The organism is Nonomuraea sp. NPDC005730 (assembly GCF_040630865.1).
GTDB lineage: Bacteria > Actinomycetota > Actinomycetes > Streptosporangiales > Streptosporangiaceae > Nonomuraea.
Genome location: NZ_JBEXYK010000075.1, coordinates 1 through 18,021, shown reverse-complemented (window position 1 = coordinate 18,021; position 18,021 = coordinate 1). Strand labels below are relative to the sequence as shown.

General features: G+C 71.6%; 17 protein-coding genes. 6 read left to right on the top strand and 11 right to left on the bottom strand.

Translation table 11 applies throughout. The features are described from left to right. The first annotated feature begins 5 nt into the window (after positions 1-5). Positions 6-752, top strand: a complete 747-nt coding sequence (locus ABZ444_RS45295; protein WP_358010434.1) for a methylenetetrahydrofolate reductase — start codon at positions 6-8, stop codon at positions 750-752. Here ABZ444_RS45295 and ABZ444_RS45290 read toward each other — a convergent pair. From ABZ444_RS45290 to ABZ444_RS45280, 3 genes are read right to left on the bottom strand one after another with little or no spacing between them, the layout of a single operon-like run. Continuing rightward, positions 713-2,182 (bottom strand): MFS transporter, encoded by a 1,470-nt coding sequence (locus tag ABZ444_RS45290; protein ID WP_358010432.1) that lies wholly within the window; start codon positions 2,180-2,182, stop codon positions 713-715. The two genes, ABZ444_RS45295 and ABZ444_RS45290, sit on opposite strands and share 40 nt — an antisense overlap. Positions 2,183-2,227: 45 nt before the next feature. Next, complete coding sequence (locus tag ABZ444_RS45285; RefSeq protein ID WP_358010430.1) at positions 2,228-2,890, bottom strand: Crp/Fnr family transcriptional regulator; 663 nt, start codon at positions 2,888-2,890, stop codon at positions 2,228-2,230. 32 nt (positions 2,891-2,922) lie between these two features. Further along, positions 2,923-4,935: an adenylate/guanylate cyclase domain-containing protein gene (locus ABZ444_RS45280; protein ID WP_358010429.1), complete on the bottom strand. Its 2,013-nt coding sequence runs from the start codon at positions 4,933-4,935 to the stop codon at positions 2,923-2,925. Between the two features lie 196 nt (positions 4,936-5,131). Between ABZ444_RS45280 and ABZ444_RS45275 the strand changes: the two genes are divergently transcribed. After that, entirely contained in the window at positions 5,132-6,019 is an 888-nt protein-coding gene (locus ABZ444_RS45275; RefSeq protein ID WP_358010428.1) for a hypothetical protein, read from the top strand. Positions 6,020-6,073: 54 nt separating this feature from the next. Here the strand turns inward: ABZ444_RS45275 and purL are convergent, their stop codons facing one another. The 4 genes from purL to purS all read right to left on the bottom strand — a co-directional run bounded on the left by purL (position 6,074) and on the right by purS (position 10,003). Further along, positions 6,074-8,326, bottom strand: coding sequence for a phosphoribosylformylglycinamidine synthase subunit PurL (gene purL / locus ABZ444_RS45270; protein ID WP_358010427.1), 2,253 nt, complete (start codon positions 8,324-8,326; stop codon positions 6,074-6,076). Then, positions 8,323-9,006, bottom strand: coding sequence for a phosphoribosylformylglycinamidine synthase subunit PurQ (gene purQ / locus ABZ444_RS45265; protein WP_358010426.1), 684 nt, complete (start codon positions 9,004-9,006; stop codon positions 8,323-8,325). Before purQ ends, purL begins: the two co-directional genes overlap by 4 nt. Before the next feature lie 140 nt (positions 9,007-9,146). Further along, complete coding sequence (locus ABZ444_RS45260) at positions 9,147-9,536, bottom strand: ATP-binding protein (RefSeq protein ID WP_358010424.1); 390 nt, start codon at positions 9,534-9,536, stop codon at positions 9,147-9,149. A gap of 221 nt (positions 9,537-9,757) precedes the next feature. After that, positions 9,758-10,003 (bottom strand): phosphoribosylformylglycinamidine synthase subunit PurS, encoded by a 246-nt coding sequence (gene purS / locus ABZ444_RS45255; RefSeq protein ID WP_358010423.1) that lies wholly within the window; start codon positions 10,001-10,003, stop codon positions 9,758-9,760. 228 nt (positions 10,004-10,231) lie between these two features. On the opposite strand from purS, the gene pdhA reads away from it, so the two are divergent. Genes pdhA through ABZ444_RS45240 form a run of 3 tightly spaced genes read left to right on the top strand, consistent with a single transcriptional unit; the run spans position 10,232 to position 13,781 of the window. Beyond that, positions 10,232-11,323 carry a pyruvate dehydrogenase (acetyl-transferring) E1 component subunit alpha gene (gene pdhA / locus ABZ444_RS45250; protein WP_358010422.1) on the top strand — a complete coding sequence of 364 codons (1,092 nt, stop codon included), beginning with the start codon at positions 10,232-10,234 and terminating at the stop codon, positions 11,321-11,323. After that, positions 11,320-12,300, top strand: a complete 981-nt coding sequence (locus ABZ444_RS45245) for an alpha-ketoacid dehydrogenase subunit beta (protein ID WP_358010421.1) — start codon at positions 11,320-11,322, stop codon at positions 12,298-12,300. The genes pdhA and ABZ444_RS45245 overlap by 4 nt, the downstream gene beginning before the upstream one ends. A gap of 17 nt (positions 12,301-12,317) precedes the next feature. Beyond that, complete coding sequence (locus ABZ444_RS45240) at positions 12,318-13,781, top strand: dihydrolipoamide acetyltransferase family protein (protein WP_358010419.1); 1,464 nt, start codon at positions 12,318-12,320, stop codon at positions 13,779-13,781. Between the two features lie 41 nt (positions 13,782-13,822). On the opposite strand, the gene ABZ444_RS45235 is transcribed toward ABZ444_RS45240, so the two are convergent. Genes ABZ444_RS45235 through ABZ444_RS45220 form a run of 4 tightly spaced genes read right to left on the bottom strand, consistent with a single transcriptional unit; the run spans position 13,823 to position 17,551 of the window. Continuing rightward, positions 13,823-15,007, bottom strand: a complete 1,185-nt coding sequence (locus ABZ444_RS45235) for an adenylosuccinate synthetase (RefSeq protein WP_358010418.1) — start codon at positions 15,005-15,007, stop codon at positions 13,823-13,825. Then, entirely contained in the window at positions 15,004-15,957 is a 954-nt protein-coding gene (locus tag ABZ444_RS45230; protein WP_358010417.1) for a hypothetical protein, read from the bottom strand. Before ABZ444_RS45230 ends, ABZ444_RS45235 begins: the two co-directional genes overlap by 4 nt. A gap of 11 nt (positions 15,958-15,968) precedes the next feature. Continuing rightward, on the bottom strand, positions 15,969-16,823 hold the full coding sequence (locus ABZ444_RS45225) for a molecular chaperone DnaJ (protein WP_358010415.1): 855 nt from the start codon (positions 16,821-16,823) through the stop codon (positions 15,969-15,971). Then, positions 16,820-17,551, bottom strand: a complete 732-nt coding sequence (locus ABZ444_RS45220; RefSeq protein ID WP_358010414.1) for an NUDIX hydrolase — start codon at positions 17,549-17,551, stop codon at positions 16,820-16,822. The genes ABZ444_RS45225 and ABZ444_RS45220 overlap by 4 nt, the downstream gene beginning before the upstream one ends. Before the next feature lie 79 nt (positions 17,552-17,630). Here ABZ444_RS45220 and ABZ444_RS45215 point away from each other — a divergent pair, with 79 nt between their 5' ends. Continuing rightward, positions 17,631-17,924 carry a Dabb family protein gene (locus tag ABZ444_RS45215; RefSeq protein WP_357986816.1) on the top strand — a complete coding sequence of 98 codons (294 nt, stop codon included), beginning with the start codon at positions 17,631-17,633 and terminating at the stop codon, positions 17,922-17,924. Positions 17,925-18,021 lie beyond the last annotated feature (97 nt).

Sequence of the window (18,021 nt, the reverse complement as noted above, 5' to 3'; positions counted from 1 at the left end):
AGATCATGCCTTTCGAGCTGGTCTGTGAGATCGAACCGCCCACCAAGCCCGATCTGAAGCGCGTACGTCACCAGATCGGCACGCTCAGCCAGGTCGCCCATTCCTTCCTGATCCCCGACAACCACATCGGCCGGGCCACCGTGTCCAGCGTGGCCGTGGCCCACGAGGTCGAGGCGATGGGCGGGCGCAGCATCGCCTGTCTCAACTCCCGCGACCGCAACCTGCTCGGCTTCCACCGCGACCTGCTGACGGCCGCGGCGTACGGCGTCGACCAGTTCCTGTTCGTCCACGGCGACAAGCCGGTCAGCGGCAGCCGGACCAGCGACCTGACGGTCCGCTCGATGATCGAGGAGGCCAGGGGTTTCTCGCCGGCCTTCCGCGTCGGCGCGGCGGCCGGGCTGCGCCCGCTGCCCGCCTGGAAGCGCGCGGCCGACTTCCTGTTCGCCCAGGTCAGCTTCTCGGTCGAGGCGCAGGTCCGGTGGCGCGAGGCCAACCAGGTCGACGTGCCGGTCTACGCGGGCGTCATGGTGCTGGCCAGCGAGCGCCACGCCCGTACGCTGGCCGCCGCCATCCCCGACATCGCCCTGCCCGGCGAGCTGGTCGAGCGGGTGGCCGCCGACCGCATGGCGGGCGTCGAGGCGGCCTGCGAGCAGGTGTTCGCGCTGCGCGACTCGGGCGCGTTCGACGGCGTGCACCTCATCCCGGTCTCGCGCTACCGCGACGTGGAGTCGAGGCTCGCCGGAACCCTCTGAGACCTGGCGAGCGCGGCCAGCACCGCCCCGGCCAGCGCCACGGCGAACAGCACCGCGTACGCGCGCTGGAAGCCGTCCATGAGCTGCCCGACGGCCACCGGGGAGAGCGTGGACAGCGTGCCCGCGTACACCTGGGCGCGCAGCGCCGGGCCCACGGAGCTGGTCACGACGCTGAGCGACAGGCCCACGCTGATCACGATGCCGACGTTCATGATCATGACGCGGAAGCCGTTGACCACGCCCAGGCTGCCGCTCGGCAGGGCGGCCATGACCTGGGTGGTGTTGCCGGTCAGGAACGTCCCGCTGCCGCAGCCGGCCACGAACAGGGCGATCCCCGTCACCCAGTACGGCGTCGCCGGGTCGGCCGTCAGCATGAGCGCGCCGAGCCCCAGCGCGCTCATCGCCGCGCCGCCGATCGACAGCCCGTACGGCGAGACCCGCGGCCCGAGCAGGCCCGCGATCGGCGAGGCCAGCCCGATGCCCACCGGCACCGGCAGCACGCTCAGCCCGGCCGAGAACGCGTCGAGCCCGCGCGCCGCCTGGAAGTAGAGCGCGACCACCAGGATCAGCGCGGAACGCGCGAGCGCGTTGCAGAAGGAGGCCAGGTTCGCGTAGGCCAGCAGCCGCCCGCCGAACAGCCGCAGGTCCAGCACCGGGTTGGTCGAGCGCCGCTCGGCCAGCACGATCAGCGGCACCAGCAGCACGAACAGCGCCACCCCCGTCAGGACGACCGGGCTGGTCAGGCCGCCCGACCCGGCCTCGTTGACCGCCAGCAGCACGGCCGACAGCGCGGCGAACACCAGCACGTTGCCGAGCGCGTCCACCGGTTGCCTGGGCCTCTTCGGCATCTTGCGTAAGATCACCGCGCCCCAGCCGAGCGCGATCAGCCCCGCGGGCACGTTCACCCAGAAGATCCACTGCCAGCCGGCGGTCTCGGCGATCAGGCCGCCGAGCGTCGGACCGGCGAGCTGGGCCACCGACAGCGTGCCGATGTAGACGCCCATGCCCTGGCTGAGCCGTTCGGGCGGGAACGCGTCGGTGATGATCACCGTGCCGTTGGCCAGGATCATGGCCGAGCCGATCGCCTGGAGCACGCGCATGCCGACCAGGAACCAGACGTCCGGCGACAGCCCGGCCAGCAGCGAGGCCACCGTGAACAGGGCGAAGCCCGCCAGATAGACCTCGCGCCTGCCGAGCAGGTCGGCGACCCGGCCGAAGAACACCAGGCTCGCGGTGTTGACCAGCAGGAACGCCAGCAGGATCCATCCCGACTGCGTCGCGTCGGCCCGGAAGTGCCGCACGACGGTCGGCAGCGCGACGTTGAGCGTGCTGCCGGCGATGCCGATGAGGACGAGGCCCAGGCTGGTGACCGAGCACACGCGCCAGGCGTAGCGCATGCGGGTGCCGGCTTCGGGGGTGACCGCGACCATGCCTCCCACTATGACGTACGTCGTACGTCCGTTTTGTGTCAGGGGTCACCTGGCTCGCTTGCGTAACCCCTCGACGTCGTGGATGACCACCCGCCGCCGGCCGGTCTCGATGAGGCCGCGGTCGCGCAGGGTGCGCAGCGCCTTGCTGACCGCCTCCCGCGAGGAGCCGGTCCAGCCGGCCAGCTCGTCCTGGCTGAGCGGCAGGGCCACCCGCACGCCGGTGCTGGTGGGCTCGCCGTACCGGTCGGCCAGTTCGAGCAGCCGGGTCGCCACCCGGCCGGTGGTGTCGAACGCGCCGTACTCGATGCGCTTGCGGTCGGCGTCGCGCAGCCGGCCGACGACCAGTTGCAGGAGCAGGACGGCGATGCGGCCGTGCGCGGCCAGGAAGCCGCTGAAGTCGCGGACCACGATGCCCTCGATGGGCTCCAGCGCGGTCACGGTGGTCGAACGCGGCAAGCCGTCCACGGCCGACATGTCGCCCAGCAGCGCCCCCGGGCCGCGGACCGCGAGGACCACCTCGGTGCCGCTGCTCGTGTGCGAGGACACCTTGACCCGGCCCTGCGTCAGCACGAGCACCCAGTCGGCCGCGTCGCCCTCGGTGATCACCGTCGTGCCGCGGTCCCATCGGCGCGGGCGCCCGGCGGCTCGCAGCGCCTCGACCTCCTCGGCGGTGAGCAGGGAAAGGAACTCGCCGGGCTCTGGATCCATGCGCCGATTATGTACGTACGGCTATTGCCGTTCTATGGCATTCCAGTCAGAACGTACGCGGCCACGAGTTCTTCCTTGCCTTTCAGGCTGAGCCGTCCGAGGGCGTTCACCGAGGCGTCGCGGCCGAGCTGCCTGAGGGTCGTCTCGCCGATCACCACCGTCCCCGGCTCGGCCAGGGCCTGGAGCCTGGCGGCCACGTTGACGCAGTCGCCCATCGCGTTGAAGCCGCGTAACTCGGGGCTGCCGATGTTGCCGACCAGCGCGGGGCCGGTGTTGACGCCCACCCGGAAGGTCGGCCACTCCACCTCGCCGACGCGCTTCCAGGCCATCTCCTCGGCCACCTCGGCCGCGGCCCGCTGCATCTCCAGCGCGGCCCGGCAGGCCGCCCTGGCGTGGCCGGCCTGCGTGGCCGGCGCGTTGAACAGGGCCAGCATCGCGTCGCCGACGAACTGCACGATCGTGCCGCCGTTGTTCAGCACGCAGGGGACGGCCGCCGTGTGGTAGCGGTTGAGCATCTCGACGATCTCGCCGGGCGCGACCTGCTCGGAGAACGAGGTGAACCCCTTGAGGTCGGCGAAGAGCGCGGTCAGCTCCTTCAGCTCGCCGCCGAGCGCCGCCCGCGCCGGGTCGGCGAGCAGCGCGTTGGCCACGTCGGGGGACATGTACTGGCGGAAGAGGGTGTCCAGTTCCTGGTAGAGGCGGGCGTTCTCCAGCGAGATGGACAACTGGCCGGCGAGGGTGGCGGCCAGCGCCTCGTCGTGGCCGCTGCGGCCCGTCGGCACCTCCAGCACGCCGGCGAGGTGGCCCCTGACCGTGAGCGGGTAGGCCAGCCGGTGGTCGCGGCGGATCGGGCCGTCGCCCTCGAACTCGTACGCGCGGGAGCCGATCTGGGTCTTCCCCTCCGACACCAGCGCGATCTTGACGTCTCCGTACGCCTGCCTGACCCGGTCGAGCGCGGTGGTCAGCAACTCGCCCTCCGGCAGGCCCACGCGGGTCTGGGCGCTCACCGCCACCAGCGCGGCCAGCCGCTCCGACAGCTCCCGCTCGTGGGCCAGCGCCGCCCCGGCCCGGTCGAGCACGGCGGTCTGGCTCTCGTTCAGCCGGAACTTGCCCGACAACCGGGCCGCGGCCAGCGGCTCGCCCCGGCGTACGTGCTCGACCAGCTCCTCCAGGGCCTGGTCGTAGTCCTGCTGGAGACGGGCGACGGTCGCCGCCAGCGTCACCGAGTCGAACAGCCCCGCGCTCGACCCCTCGCGCCTGAACTGCAGGTAGGCGCTGTAGGCCACGAACACGAAGGCGAGGGTGAGCAGCGCGTGCCACTCCCACCACGTCAGGTGCCAGTTGAGCTGCGACGTCCCGGCGACCATCGCCTCGGCCAGCAGCGCGTACGCGGTGATCAGGCTGACCAGCATGGCCGAGGGGCGGCGGCGGTGAAGCAGGAACATCATCACGCCGGCCGCGCCGTACAGCAGGACGCCGGGGATCGAGGCCGGGCCCAGCCAGCTCACGGGCGCGACCGGCGGCGGCCGACTGAGCTCGGTCAGCTCGGGCACCAGCGAGACCAGCGCCCACAGCAGCATGAACCCGAACAACATCGCCCGGACGAAGTGCTGCGCCGCGAGGACGCTGCCGGCGGCCCGCCGGCCCAGCGGCAGCGCCGAGGCGAACGCGAACATCGAGGCGATCGTGAGCCCCACCTGCTGCCCCAGGTCAAACCCCAGCGAACCGGTCGGCAGGATGACCCCCGGCGTGGCCAGGCCGTGCAGGAGGAAGAAGCCCGCGCTGCTGAGGAACACCATGGAGACCAGGAACAGCCGGGCGTCCTGACGGCGGCGCGCGGCCTCGGTGATCAGCCCGCCGAGCACCACGTTGATCCCGGCCACTGCGAGGATCATCCAGAAGTGGCTCGCATTGTGCTGCCAGACGACGTTGAGGTGGGGCTGGGCGAGCAGCAACCAGAGCCCCAGCAGGGGAAGGGCGAGGTGAATGACCCAGACCACGCCTCGGACGGGCTGCGTGGCCGGCGGCAGGTAGGGGCTGGGCACAGACCCGATTATGCACGCGGGATCGCCGCTGCCAATGCGTCCTTTTACCCACTGCAACAGCGACAGTCGGTCAATCCGGTCAGTAACCCTCTGTTTCGTGACAAATGCGTTATGTAGTTACTGTCAACCTTTGGAACGGTCGAAACGTGAATCTCATGCACCACATGAGCATCACTTGTTCCCTGGAAGGAAAGCCGTGGCTATCAAGGTTCGAGGTGGGCGTACGCTCACCCTCGCCACTGTCGGAGCGCTCGCCGCCTCGCTCCTCGCCGTCGGTGGCGTGGCCACCGCCTCGTCGGCGGCGAGCGAGGTGTACGCCTGCGTGCACAAGAAGACCCGGTACGTCCGCATCGTCAACCCCACCACGCCGTGCCGCAAGACCGAGGAGCGCGTCGTGATCGGCGGCAGCACGACGCAGCTGAACGGCGGCACGTCCGGCCCCAAGGGAGACCAGGGCCCCCAGGGCCCCCAGGGCAAGCAGGGCCCGCAGGGCCCGCGGGGCGAGACGGGGCCGGTGGGCCCCCAGGGCAAGCCCGGCCTCCCTGGCAAGGACGGCCAGGACGGCAAGCAGGGCCTTCCCGGCAAGGATGGCCAGGACGGTAAGCAGGGCCTTCCCGGCAAGGATGGCCAGGACGGTAAGCAGGGCCTTCCCGGCAAGGACGGCCAGGACGGCAAGCAGGGCCTTCCCGGCAAGGACGGCGAGCGCGGCCCGGCGGGTCCCCAGGGCCCCAAGGGCGACGACGGCAAGCAGGGCCCGCAGGGTGAGCCCGGCAAGGACGGCGCCGGCGCCACCTACGCCACCTACACCAACAGCGCGTCCATCAACGGCCTCGGCTCGGTGACCGCCACCTGCAACAACGGCGGCACCCCCACCGGCGGCGGCTTCTCCTTCGGCACCCTGAAGAACGCCGAAGTCCTGGGCAGCTACCCCGGCGCCGGCGGCTGGACGGTCACCGTCGCCAAGGACGACAACGGCGGCGGCAACAACCTCACCGCCGACACCCAGACCCAGACCCACGGTGGCGGCAACAACGGCACCAGCGTCTCCGGCAAGGTGTACGTCGTCTGCATCAAGAAGGTCTGACAACGCTGAAAGGGCCGGTGCGGGGTCCCCCGCACCGGCCCTTCTCGTTCAACGTCAGCCGAACAGCGCGGGCAGCGTCGCCGAGTGGGTCTCGCGGAGCTCCTCGACCCCCACCTCGAACGCGCCCTCGACCACCAGCGACGCCCCGCCGGTGACCCCGAGCCCGTAGCACGGCACCTCGTGCCGCCCGCACAGCGCCGCGAACTCCTCGAACGCCTCCGGCCGCACCACGACCAGGGCCCGCGCCGCCGACTCGCTGAACAGGTCGGTGAACGGCTCGCCGCTCAGCGCCACCGTGGCCCCGATGCCGCGGGCCAGGCACGACTCGGCCAGCGCCACGGCCAGCCCGCCGTCGGACAGGTCGTGCGACCCCTCCAGCAGCCCGCGGGCCGCCGCCTCGACCAGCACGGTCGCCAGCGCCTGCTCGGCCTCCAGGTCGGCGTGCGGCGGCAGGCCGCCCAGGTGGCGGTGGGCCACGTGCGCCCACTCCGAGCCGCCGAACTCCTCGGCGGTGTCGCCGAGCAGCACCACCCGCAGCCCCTCGGCGGTGAACCCGGACGGAACCCGCTTGGCCACGTCGTCGATGACGCCGAGCACGCCCACGACCGGCGTGGGGTTGATGGCCGTCGAGCCCGTCTGGTTGTAGAAGGAGACGTTCCCGCCGGTCACCGGCACGCCGAGGGTGCGGCAGGCGTCGGCGAGCCCGCGTACGGCCTCGGCGAACTGCCACATCACCTCGGGGTCCTCCGGCGAGCCGAAGTTGAGGCAGTTGGTGACGGCGAGCGGCTTGGCGCCGGTCACGGCCACGTTCCGGTACGCCTCGGCCAGCGCCAGCTGCGCCCCCGCATAGGGGTCGAGCTTGGCGTAACGGCCGTTGCCGTCGGTGGACAGCGCGATGCCCCGGGTCGTCGGCTCGGCTCCGGCGATGACCTCGGAGATGCGCAGCATCCCGGCGTCGGCGGGCTGGGCCAGCACGGTGTTGGAGCGGACGTAGCGGTCGTACTGGGAGGTCACCCACTCCTTGGAGGCCAGGTTGGGCGAGCCGAGGAGCTGCAGCAGGGTGGCCCGCAGGTCGTCGGGGCGCGCCAGCCGGTCGGGGGTGTCGGTGTTGAGCGCGGCCTGACCGGCCGGCTCGTGGAAGGGACGCTCGTAGACCGGGCCCTCGTCGGCGGCGGTGCCCGGCGGGATGTCCACGATGACCTCGCCGTCCCAGGTCATCACCAGGCGGCCGGTGTCGGTGACCTCGCCGATGACGGTGGCCGGGACGTCCCACTTGGCGCAGATCGCCATGAACGCGGGGATGTCGTCGGGCCGGACCACGGCCATCATCCGCTCCTGGGACTCGCTCATCAGGATCTCCTCGGGCCTGAGGGAGGAGTCGCGGAGCGGGACCAGGTTGAGGTCGACCTTCATGCCGCCGGTGCCCTTGGCGGCCAGCTCGGTCGTGGCGCAGGAGACGCCGGCCGCGCCGAGGTCCTGGATGCCGACGACCACGTCGGCCGCGTAGAGCTCCAGGCAGCACTCGATGAGCAGCTTCTCCATGAACGGGTCGCCCACCTGCACGGCGGGCCGCTTGGCCTGCGACTCGTCCTCGAACGTCGCCGAGGCCAGCACGGACGCGCCGCCGATGCCGTCGGGACCCGTGGACGCGCCGAACAGCACGACCTGGTTGCCCGGCCCCGGCGCGGTGGCCAGCTTGATCTGGTCCTTGCGCAGCAGGCCGACGCACAGCGCGTTGACCAGGGGGTTGCCGATGTAGCAGGGGTCGAAGACGACCTCGCCGCCGATGTTGGGCAGGCCCAGGCAGTTGCCGTAGTGGCTGATGCCCTCGACCACGCCGGGCAGCACCCGCCGGGTGTCCACGGCGTCGGCGCCGCCGAAGCGCAGCGCGTCCATGACGGCGATCGGGCGGGCGCCCATCGACATGATGTCGCGCACGATCCCGCCGACGCCGGTGGCCGCGCCCTGGTGCGGCTCGACGTAGGACGGGTGGTTGTGCGACTCGATCTTGAACGTGGCCGCCCAGCCGTCGCCGATGTCGACGACGCCCGCGTTCTCGCCCATGCCCACCAGGAGCGCCTCGGACTTGGGCGCCTTGGTGGCGAACTGCCGCAGATGCACCTTGGACGACTTGTACGAGCAGTGCTCGGACCACATGACGCTGTAGATGGCCAGCTCGGAGCCGGTGGGACGGCGACCCAGGATCTCCTTGACCCGGTCGTACTCGTCCTGCTTCATCCCCAGCTCGGCGAAGGGCATCGGCTCGTCGGGGGTCTCGGCGGCCCGCTTGACGCTGTCGGTGCTCATGCGTTCACCAGATTCTTCAGGATGGACGTGAAGAAGCCGAGCCCGTCGGTGCTCGGCGCGCCGACCAGCTCCTCCACGGCGTGCTCCGGGTGCGGCATGAGGCCGACCACGTTGCCCGCCTCGTTGCGGATGCCGGCGATGTCGTTGAGCGAGCCGTTGGGGTTGCCCCCGGCGTAGCGCACCACGACGTGGCCGCCGGACTCCAGCGCGGCCAGCGTCTCCGTGGAGGCCACGTAACGGCCCTCGCCGTGCTTGACGGGCAGCACGATCTCCTGGCCCTGCTCGAAGGAGCGGGTCCAGGCGGTGGCGGTCTGCTCCACCGTGAGCCGCTGGTCGCGGCAGACGTAGTGGAGCGAGGCGTTGCGGGTGAGCGCGCCGGGCAGCAGGTGGGCCTCGCAGAGGATCTGGAAGCCGTTGCAGGTGCCGATGACCGGCAGTCCGGCCCTGGCGGCCGGGACGAGCTCGTCCATCAGCGGGGCGAACTTGGAGATCGCGCCGCAACGCAGGTAGTCGCCGTAGGAGAAGCCGCCGGGCAGGAAGACGGCGTCGACTCCCTTCAGGTCGTGGTCGGCGTGCCACAGCGGGACCGCCTGTGCGCCCACGAGGCGCACGGCTCTGGCGGCGTCCTGGTCGTCGAGAGTTCCTGGAAACGTGACTACGCCCACACGGGCAGCGCTCATGACAGTCGTCCCCTCCGAGGAATGCGCACGCGCGTGCCACCGTCTCTTTGGGGGCGGACGGCGGTCTACGGCGGTGTACTCAGATTATCGGGTGCGCGGCTGTGTTCCGGGCAGCGGGTCGGACCGTGGTCGGACAGCCGTCAGACAGCGGCCAGCTCGCGGTGACGGGCGCCCTCGGCCTCGTCGTCCCAGGCGAGCATCTTGCGCAGGTGGACCGTCGTGCCACGGTCGGGCGTGGTGCCGAAGGAGATCTCGTCCACCACGGACCGCATGATGAGCAGGCCGCGGCCGTTCTCGGTGTCGGGCGGAGGGAAGTGCAGCGGCATCGACGGGAGGCCGTCGCCGTTGTCGGCGACGCGCACGTCGCAGCGGCCGTAGCCGATCGACGCCGAGACCTCGTAACGGTTGGCGGGGCCGCCGTGTCGCACCGCGTTGGAGCACGCCTCGGAGACGGCGAGCAGCATGTCGGCGATGCAGGTCTCACTCACGTTGAGTGAGCGCATCGCGTCGCCAAGCACTCGCCTGACCATCGGTATGCCGATCGCATCCCGAGGCAGCGCCAACGAGAACTCAATATCCACCGGACTCCTCCGGGCTCCGGAATGTCACCTGGAGTAGGTTTCCCTGTGAAATCGGGGCTAACCGCAAAATCACGTTGTTGTTATTTAGTGTTGGCACGCCCGTGGCATTGTGGCATGCCCGAACGCGACTTTAACTCACCAGGGGTAAAACCAGGCATCAAATGTGCCTTCTACCCCTCAACCCGGACGCTGTAGTCCTCGATCACGGTGTTGGCCAGGAGTGTCTCGGCCATCTTCCGTACCTCGTCGAGGGCCGCCTCGTCGGCCGGACCCTCCAGGTCGACCTCGAACCGCTTGCCCTGACGGACGGCCGAGACGCCGGAGAAACCGAGCCTGGGCAGCGCCCTTGCGATGGCCTGGCCCTGCGGGTCGAGGATCTCGGGCTTGAGCATGACGTCGACGATGACGCGCGCCACTACGTTCCTCCTGGGTGGAGTGGGTGCTTGGGAAAGCAAGCCTACCGGCGCGCATGGCCGTCAACACAACGGGAACGGGGAGGACATGGGGCTTGCGCGGAGGGCTGTGACGTCTGCCACGATGTCCCCAAACGCGTATGAACCACCACCACATGGTTCGCACGCACACACGGCTGGCCTCAGGTGGCGACCCCATCGACACCGGCCCCGATCGCACAGGAGCGGCACGTGACAGTCGACGCCTCTCGTGGTGCCGAAGCACCCCCTGAGCTCGTGCAGTTGCTCACCCCCGAAGGAGTACGGGTCGAGCATCCCGACTACGACATAGACCTGACGCCCGAGGAGGTCAGGTCGCTCTACCGCGACCTGGTGCTCGTCCGGCGCATCGACCTGGAGGCCGTGGCGCTGCAGCGTCAGGGCGAGCTGGGCATCTGGGCCTCGCTGCTCGGCCAGGAGGCCGCCCAGATCGGCTCGGGCCGCGCGCTCACCGACTCGGACATGGCCTTCCCCACCTACCGCGAGCACGGCGTCGCCTGGTGCCGCGACGTCGACCCGGTGAAGCTGCTCGGCCTGTTCAGGGGCGTCAACCACGGGGGCTGGGACCCCGAGGAGCACAACTTCCACCTGTACACGATCGTGATCGGCAGCCAGACCCTGCACGCGGTCGGCTACGCCATGGGCATCCAGCGCGACGACGCCTCCGCCGCCACGATCGTCTACTTCGGCGACGGCGCCACCAGCCAGGGCGACGTGAACGAGTCGTTCATCTGGGCCAGCGTGTTCAACGCGCCCATCGTCTTCTTCTGCCAGAACAACCAGTGGGCCATCTCCGAGCCGCTGGAGAAGCAGAGCCGCATCCCCCTCTACCGCCGGGCCTCCGGCTTCGGCTTCCCGGGCATCAGGGTCGACGGCAACGACGTGTTCGCCTGCCTCGCGGTGACCAGAAAAGCGCTCGAAGCCGCCCGTACGGGCCAGGGGCCGACGCTGATCGAGGCGTTCACGTACCGGATGGGCGCCCACACCACGACCGACGACCCGACCCGCTACCGGGTGGCCAGCGAGCTGGAGGCGTGGAAGCTGAAGGACCCGATCGAGCGGGTCAAGTCGTACCTGTTCCGCAACGAGCTGGCCGACCAGGGCTTCTTCGACGCCGTGACCGCCGAGGCCGACCAGCTCGGCGCCGACCTGCGCAGGCGGTGCCTGGCGATGCCCGACCCCGAGCCGCTCGATATGTTCGACCACGTCTATCGCGAGCCCCACGCGCTCATCGACGGGGAGCGCGCTCAGTTCGCCGCCTACTTGGAGGGCTTCGAGAAATGACGGTGTTGAGCCTGTCCAAGGCGCTTAACGAGGGCATGCGCCGCGCCATGGAGGACGACCCCAAGGTCCTCATCATGGGCGAGGACGTCGGCAAGCTCGGCGGCGTGTTCCGCGTCACCGACGGCCTGCAGAAGGACTTCGGCGAAGACCGGGTCATCGACACGCCGCTCGCCGAGTCCGGCATCATCGGCACCGCGATCGGCCTGGCGCTGCGCGGCTACCGGCCGGTGTGCGAGATCCAGTTCGACGGGTTCGTGTTCCCGGCGGCCGACCAGATCATCACGCAGCTCGCCAAGATGCCGATGCGCTCGCTCGGCGCGATCAAGCTGCCCGTCGTCGTGCGCATCCCGTGCGGCGGCGGCATCGGCGCGGTCGAGCACCACAGCGAGTCGCCCGAGGCGTACTTCGCGCACACGGCCGGCCTGCGGGTGGTGGCCTGTTCCAACCCGGCCGACGCCTACACCATGATCCAGCAGGCCATCCGGAGCGACGACCCGGTCATCTTCTTCGAGCCCAAGCGCCGCTACTGGGAGAAGGCCGACATCGACACGGCCTCGACCGACTGGTGGACGCCGTTCGACAAGGCCACGGTCGTACGGCCCGGCTCCGACGTCACGCTGCTGGCCTACGGCCCGATGGTCAAGACCTGCCTGGAGGCCGCCACGGCCGCCGAGGACGACGGCCGCTCGCTGGAGGTGATCGACCTGCGCTCGCTCAACCCGCTGGACGAGCCGCTGGTCATGGAGTCCGTACGCCGTACCGGCCGGGTGGTCGTGGTCCACGAGGCGCCCGTCTACAGCGGCTTCGGCGCCGAGCTGGCGGCCCGGATCACCGAGCAGTGCTTCTACCACCTGGAGTCGCCCGTGCTGCGGGTCGGCGGCTTCTCCACCCCCTACCCGCCGTCGAAGCTCGAAGACCACTACCTGCCCGACCTGGACCGCGTGCTCCACGCCGTCGACCGCGCCTTCGGGTTCTGAAAGGGGGACGTGCTTCCATGCGACGCGAGTTCAAGCTTCCCGACGTCGGGGAGGGGCTGACCGAGGCCGAGATCGTCCGCTGGCACGTGCGGCCGGGCGACGAGGTCAAGGTCAACCAGATCGTGGTGGAGATCGAGACCGCCAAGTCCATCGTCGAGCTGCCGATCCCCTGGGACGGCGTGGTCGCGGGCGTGCTGGTCGAGGAGGGCCGCACGGTCGACGTCGGCACGCCGATCGTCTCCGTGGACACCGGCGGCGAGGCGGGCGGCGCCGACCAGGGCCCCGCTGACCAGGACCGCGCCGACCAGGGCCTCAAGGCGCTGGCCGACGACATGGTCCCCAAGCCGCCGGAGGAGGGCGCCGTCGAGCCCGGCGCCCACGGCAGCCCCGCGCCCAAGGAGGAGCGGCAGGCGGTCCTGGTGGGCTACGGCGTCAAGACCGGCGCCTCCAAGCGCCGTCCCCGCAAGCAGCCGGCGGAGCCGATCCCGGCCGCGCCCGTGGCCAACCCGGCCCGCGTGGAGGTCCCCGGCCCGGCCCCGACGGCCCGCCCGGCCGAGCCCGTCCCCGCCGCCGCGCCGGCCGGCCCGGTCGCCGGTTCTGGCCGCGTGGCCGTGCTGGCCAAGCCGCCGGTCCGCAAGCTGGCCAAGGACCTGGGCGTCGATCTCGCCACGCTCACCGGCACCGGCCCCCAGGGGTCCATCACCCGCGACGACGTGCACGCCGCCGCGCAGGGCGGCCTCCAGGCGGCGCCCGAGCCCGTCCGGCAGGGCCGGCCCCAGCGGCGGGAGGAGCGCGTCCCCGTCAAGGGCGTGCGCAAGATGACCGCCCAGGCGATGGTGGCCAGCGCCTTCACGGCCCCCCACGTCACCGAGTTCCTCCAGGTGGACGTGACGGAGACCATGGAGGCGGTCCGGCGGCTGCGGGCCCTGCCCGACTTCGCCGAGGTCAAGGTCTCCCCGCTGCTCCTGGTCTGCCGGGCCCTGCTCACCGGGGTCAGGCGCCACCCGATGATCAACTCGTCCTGGGACGAGGCGGCCCAGGAGATCGTGGTCAAGCACTACGTGAACCTGGGCATCGCCGCCGCCACCCCGCGCGGCCTGGTGGTGCCCAACATCAAGGACGCCCACGCCCTCCCGCTCCCCGAACTGGCCAGGCAGCTGGGCGCGCTGGCGGAGACGGCCAGGGCCGGCCGCACCCAGCCGGCCGAGATGGCGGGCGGGACGATCACCATCACCAACGTGGGCGTGTTCGGCGTCGACGCCGGCACCCCCATCCTCAACCCGGGCGAGTCGGCCATCCTGGCCTTCGGCCAGGTCAGGGACATGCCGTGGGTGGTGGACGGAGAGCTGGCGGTGCGCAAGGTGACCACCCTCGCGCTCAGCTTCGACCACCGGATCGTCGACGGCGAGCTGGGCTCGATGTTCCTGCGCGACGTCGGCGCGATGCTGGAGGACCCCCTCCGCATGCTGGCCTGGGGCTGAAGCCAGGCGGCGACCGCCGGGAGGACCCCTCTCCCCGGCGGTCACCGCAGGCTCGGCCAGGGCGCCTTCTTGTCCCGCGCGCGGGGGCCGTACGACTCCAGCCACACGGGCGCGCCCACGACATGAGAGACCGCCGAGGGCCAGTCTGATACACCCTCTTCGTAGACCGGCGCGGCCCCCAGCAGCCGGGCCGTACGGTCCGGCTCGGCGAACGTGACGGGCCGGTCGTAGCGCACGCACATGCGGGAGACGTCCGCGTCGAGATGGGTGAGCGCGAGACCGTCCACGCCGCCGGCCGCCTCGGCGGCGTACCGGTGGGCGACCGCGTCGAAGTGCCCGCGGCGGAAGGCCCCCTGCCACGGCCCGGTCACGTTGTGCGGCTCGGGCAGCTCCAGGGCGGGGTCCTCGGTCACCAGCGGGCCGGGGCCGTGCCGGGTGGTGTAGGTCCGCAACACCCCGAGCCGCGCCGCCCCCGCCCCCTCCAGCAGCTCCAGCGCGTTGGCGAAGGTCGTCGTGCTCCACGTCGTGTACGGGTCGAACCCCCACCGCTCGTCCAGCAGCACGCCCTGCGCCCCCTCGAACACCACCGGCCCCCGCCCGACCAGCCCGGCGGTGTACGACGCGTCCACCAGCCGCACGCGCTCGGCGAACGCCCGGTAGACGGCCACGCAGTCGGCCACCGGCGGCCCCTCGACCCCCAGCGCCTCCCGCAACGCCTCCTGCAACACGGTCAGCTTGCGCGTCAGCTCGCGCGGCGAGTCGCCGGCCCGGGGCGCGAGCGCGCCGTGCTCCAGGTGGTACGCCATCGTCTCCCCGACGCCCATCCCGCAGGACCCGTGCCGCGTTGCCCCGCGCGCCAGCTCCCGCCTGCGCCCGGCCTCGACGTGGTACGGCGTCGCCAGCAGGCAGTCCCGGTCCACCGTGAGCAGCCCGAAGGGGTCGGGCACGCCGAGCCGGGCCAGGTGCTCCGCCTCGGCCGACAACGCCAGTGGATCGACCACCACGAACCGCGACAGATGCGTGCGAACCCCTCGGAACGTCCCGGCGCCGAACTGCGCGAACGAGTGGTGCCGCCCGTCGTCCAGGACGACGTTGTGCCCCGCCTGGGCGCCCCCGTTGAACCGGACCACGGCGTGGACGGGCAGCGTGGCGCACGCCCAGTCCACGACCGTGCCCTTGCCGGCGTCGCCGTACCCGAGGTCGACGACGACGAGGTGCTCGTTCACGCCCGGAGCCCGTCCAGCCCGTCCAGCCCGTCGAGCGGCTCGGCGGTGACCACCGTGCCGCGGTCGAGCCTGGCCAGGGCCCGCGACACCGACGCGCCGGCCGTCGAGCCCAGCTCGGCCAGGTCCTCAAGGCCCTCGTCCAGGCCGATCGCGTCCTCGCCGAGCCCGACGGTGAGCGCGATCGTCTCGCACACGGCGTCGAGGTCGTCCAGCTCCAGCACGTTCTGGCCGAGCAGGCGGCGCCAGGAGTCCAGCACCTCGGGGTCGCCGGCGTAGCTGGCTCCCTGCGGGAGGATGAAGTAGACGTCGTACTTACGGGTCAGCTCGGCCACGACGTCGGCCACCCCGAGCGGCGCGGTCAGGCGGTCGCCGACGAGGTCCTTGACGTGGTTCCTGGACACCCGCTGGTAGGGCATCTCGTCGCCGATGACGAACAGGTAGCCGCGCTTGCCGCGCTTCTCGTGGCAGTCGATGGAGGTGTGCCTGGCCATGTAGTACATGGCCAGCTCGTAGGACTCGCGCTTCTGCCCGCCGCCACCGCCCTCCAGCAGGATCAGGCCGAGCTGGTCGTCCATGCGGTTGTCGGACTCGAACTGGCCGACCTGCAGCGGCGCCCGGTCGCAGGTGGCGTCGCCGATCGCGCCGAACATGATCTGCGGATCGGTGGCGTACCCCTTGCGCAGCAGCAGCCCGAGCAGGTCCGGCAGGCGGGTCTGCAGCGTGCGGGGGACCGCGCGCATCGAGCCGGTCACGTCGAAGAGCACGGCGATGGCCAGCGAGTCGGGGTGCTCGGCCGAGTCGCGGCTCTCCCGCGTCACGCCGAAGGGGTCGAGGTCGGGGTGGACGCGCCGGGCTCCGCCGTCGCTGTAGGCGAAGGCGCTGGAGCCGGCGGCCGCGCGGTAGCGCGCGGCGGAGTCGTAGACGTTCGTGGACCAGATTCCGCTGCCCATGGCAGCCTCCCTCAAAGGTGGAGCGGACGGTACGTACGGGGCCCGTAGAGGTCGTCGAGCAGGCCGTCGAGCTCGCGCAGCAGCTCCCACGCGTCGGACGGCGGGCGCAGCAGACAGCCGCGGACGAAGGCGCTCATCCGGCGCGGGCACTCGCCCAGCAGGCGTTCGACGCACCGGGTGAGGGCGGCGATGTCGGCGCGCTCGTCGAGCCGGTCGCCGTGGCACCAGTCGACCAGCACGAGCCCGTGGTCGAGGGGATGGATGAGGACGTGGCGGGGGAGCACGGCGCCGTGCGCGACGCCGGCCCGGTGGGCGAGCCCGGCGGCCACGAGCAGCCGCCGCCAGATCCAGGCCACGTCGCGGGGGTCGAGGCCGGTGCCGGCGCGGTCGAGGGTGACGAACCCGCCGGGCGCCCGGCTGACCACGTTCGCCTGCCGGACCACCTCGCCGGCGCGGTAGCGGAAACTCGCGACGAGGCGGGGGACGTACGGCAGGAAGCGCGGGTCGCCGTCCGCCGCGATCTTCCGCAGCGCGGCGGCCTCGCGGACCAGCAGCCGGTCGGCGGCCGGGTCGCGGGCCACCTTGAGCAGCGAGTCGCGCTCGGCGCCGCGCCCGGCCGGGTAGAGCACGGCGGTGCCGCCCTTGTGCAGCGGCGGCCCGACCAGGAAGTCGCCGACCCGCTGACCCCGGTGGTAGGTCTCCCAGAGCGAGACCAGCCGCTTGAACGCCTCCTCGCCGCCCGGCGCGAGGTCGGGATGCAGCGCCCTGGCCAGCCGCCGGTAGACGCGGGCCGCGGACCCGCCGGCGAAGAGCTCCTGGGCCGATCGCGCCCCCATGACGATCGCCGCCGCCCGCTCGGTGTTCATCGCACCTCCTCCTCCCGTGCGGGCCGCAGCAGCGCGGGGTGGAGCAGCCGGGCGTCGCCCGCGCGGTAGAGCTTGGCCCGCGGCCCGCCCCTGGGGCCGCCGGTCTCGGTGGTCTGTCCGGTGCTCTCGACGAATCCGGGGACGGACAGGATCTTGCGGTGGAAGTTGCCCGCGTGCAGCGGCGTGCCCCACACGGTCTCGTAGATCAGCCGCAGCTCGGAGACGGTGAACTCGGCGCCGGCGAATGCGGTGGCCAGCGGCGTGTACTCCAGCTTCGACCGGGCCCGCTCGACGCCGTCGGCCAGGATGCGGGCGTGGTCGAAGGCGAGCGGCGGCACGTCGTCGACCGGGTGCCAGACGGCCGCGGCGGCGTCCGTGCCGGGCTGGGGGTCGGGCAGGTCGGGGGCGAAGGCGAGGTAGGAGATCGACACCACCCGCATGCGGGGGTCGCGGCCGGGGCCGCCGTAGCTGGCGAGCTGCTCGATGTGCGCCGGGCGGGTGGCCACGCCGGTCTCCTCGGCCAGCTCGCGCACCGCCGCCTCGGCCAGGTCCTCGTCCGGCTTGATGAAGCCCCCGGGCAGCGCCCAGCGGCCCGCGTACGGCTCCACGCCGCGCTCGACGATCAGGACGTGCAGCCGCCGGTCGCGGACGGTCAGCGCCACCACGTCGACGGTGACCGCGACCGGCGCGTAGAGCCGGGGGTTGTAGCCGGCCAGGAACTCTTCCATCCCCAAGTCCTTCTCAGTTCGAGTCAATCTCGATCTGAGAGTAACGCCGCTGACGGGTGTGTGTCGATAGGGTTGGCGCATGATCCGTCACATTGTGCTGTTCACCTGGGCCGACGACGCCACCGACGAGCAGAAGGCCGCGGTCGCGACCGAGCTGCGCAAGCTGCCGGGCGAGATCCCGCAGCTACGGGCGTACACCGTGGGGCCCGACGCGGGCATCACCCAGGGCAACCACGAGTTCGCCGTGGTCGCCGACCTCGACAGCGTGGACGACTTCGTGATCTACCGCGACCATCCCCGGCACCAGGCCGTGATCGCGGAGTACATCAAGCCGATCCTGGCGACGCGCGCCGCCGTGCAGCTCAGCCTCTAGAACCAACGCCGTTCAGTTAGCGTCCGGGCGGTGGTGTCAAGGGCTGGCCGGGATCATGTTGATGCTGATGGCAGCCTTGTAGGTGGTCCGGTCGATT

Bases quoted from the DNA above. Each gene is read 5' to 3' on its own strand.
- ABZ444_RS45295 (WP_358010434.1), top strand. From the start codon at position 6: ATGCCTTTCGAGCTGGTCTGTGAGATCGAACCGCCCACCAAGCCCGAT.
- ABZ444_RS45290 (WP_358010432.1), bottom strand. From the start codon at position 2,182: ATGGTCGCGGTCACCCCCGAAGCCGGCACCCGCATGCGCTACGCCTGG.
- ABZ444_RS45285 (WP_358010430.1), bottom strand. From the start codon at position 2,890: ATGGATCCAGAGCCCGGCGAGTTCCTTTCCCTGCTCACCGCCGAGGAG.
- purL (WP_358010427.1), bottom strand. From the start codon at position 8,326: ATGAGCACCGACAGCGTCAAGCGGGCCGCCGAGACCCCCGACGAGCCG.
- purQ (WP_358010426.1), bottom strand. From the start codon at position 9,006: ATGAGCGCTGCCCGTGTGGGCGTAGTCACGTTTCCAGGAACTCTCGAC.
- ABZ444_RS45260 (WP_358010424.1), bottom strand. From the start codon at position 9,536: ATGGTCAGGCGAGTGCTTGGCGACGCGATGCGCTCACTCAACGTGAGT.
- ABZ444_RS45245 (WP_358010421.1), top strand. From the start codon at position 11,320: ATGACGGTGTTGAGCCTGTCCAAGGCGCTTAACGAGGGCATGCGCCGC.
- ABZ444_RS45240 (WP_358010419.1), top strand. From the start codon at position 12,318: ATGCGACGCGAGTTCAAGCTTCCCGACGTCGGGGAGGGGCTGACCGAG.
- ABZ444_RS45230 (WP_358010417.1), bottom strand. From the start codon at position 15,957: ATGGGCAGCGGAATCTGGTCCACGAACGTCTACGACTCCGCCGCGCGC.
- ABZ444_RS45225 (WP_358010415.1), bottom strand. From the start codon at position 16,823: ATGAACACCGAGCGGGCGGCGGCGATCGTCATGGGGGCGCGATCGGCC.
- ABZ444_RS45220 (WP_358010414.1), bottom strand. From the start codon at position 17,551: ATGGAAGAGTTCCTGGCCGGCTACAACCCCCGGCTCTACGCGCCGGTC.
- ABZ444_RS45215 (WP_357986816.1), top strand. From the start codon at position 17,631: ATGATCCGTCACATTGTGCTGTTCACCTGGGCCGACGACGCCACCGAC.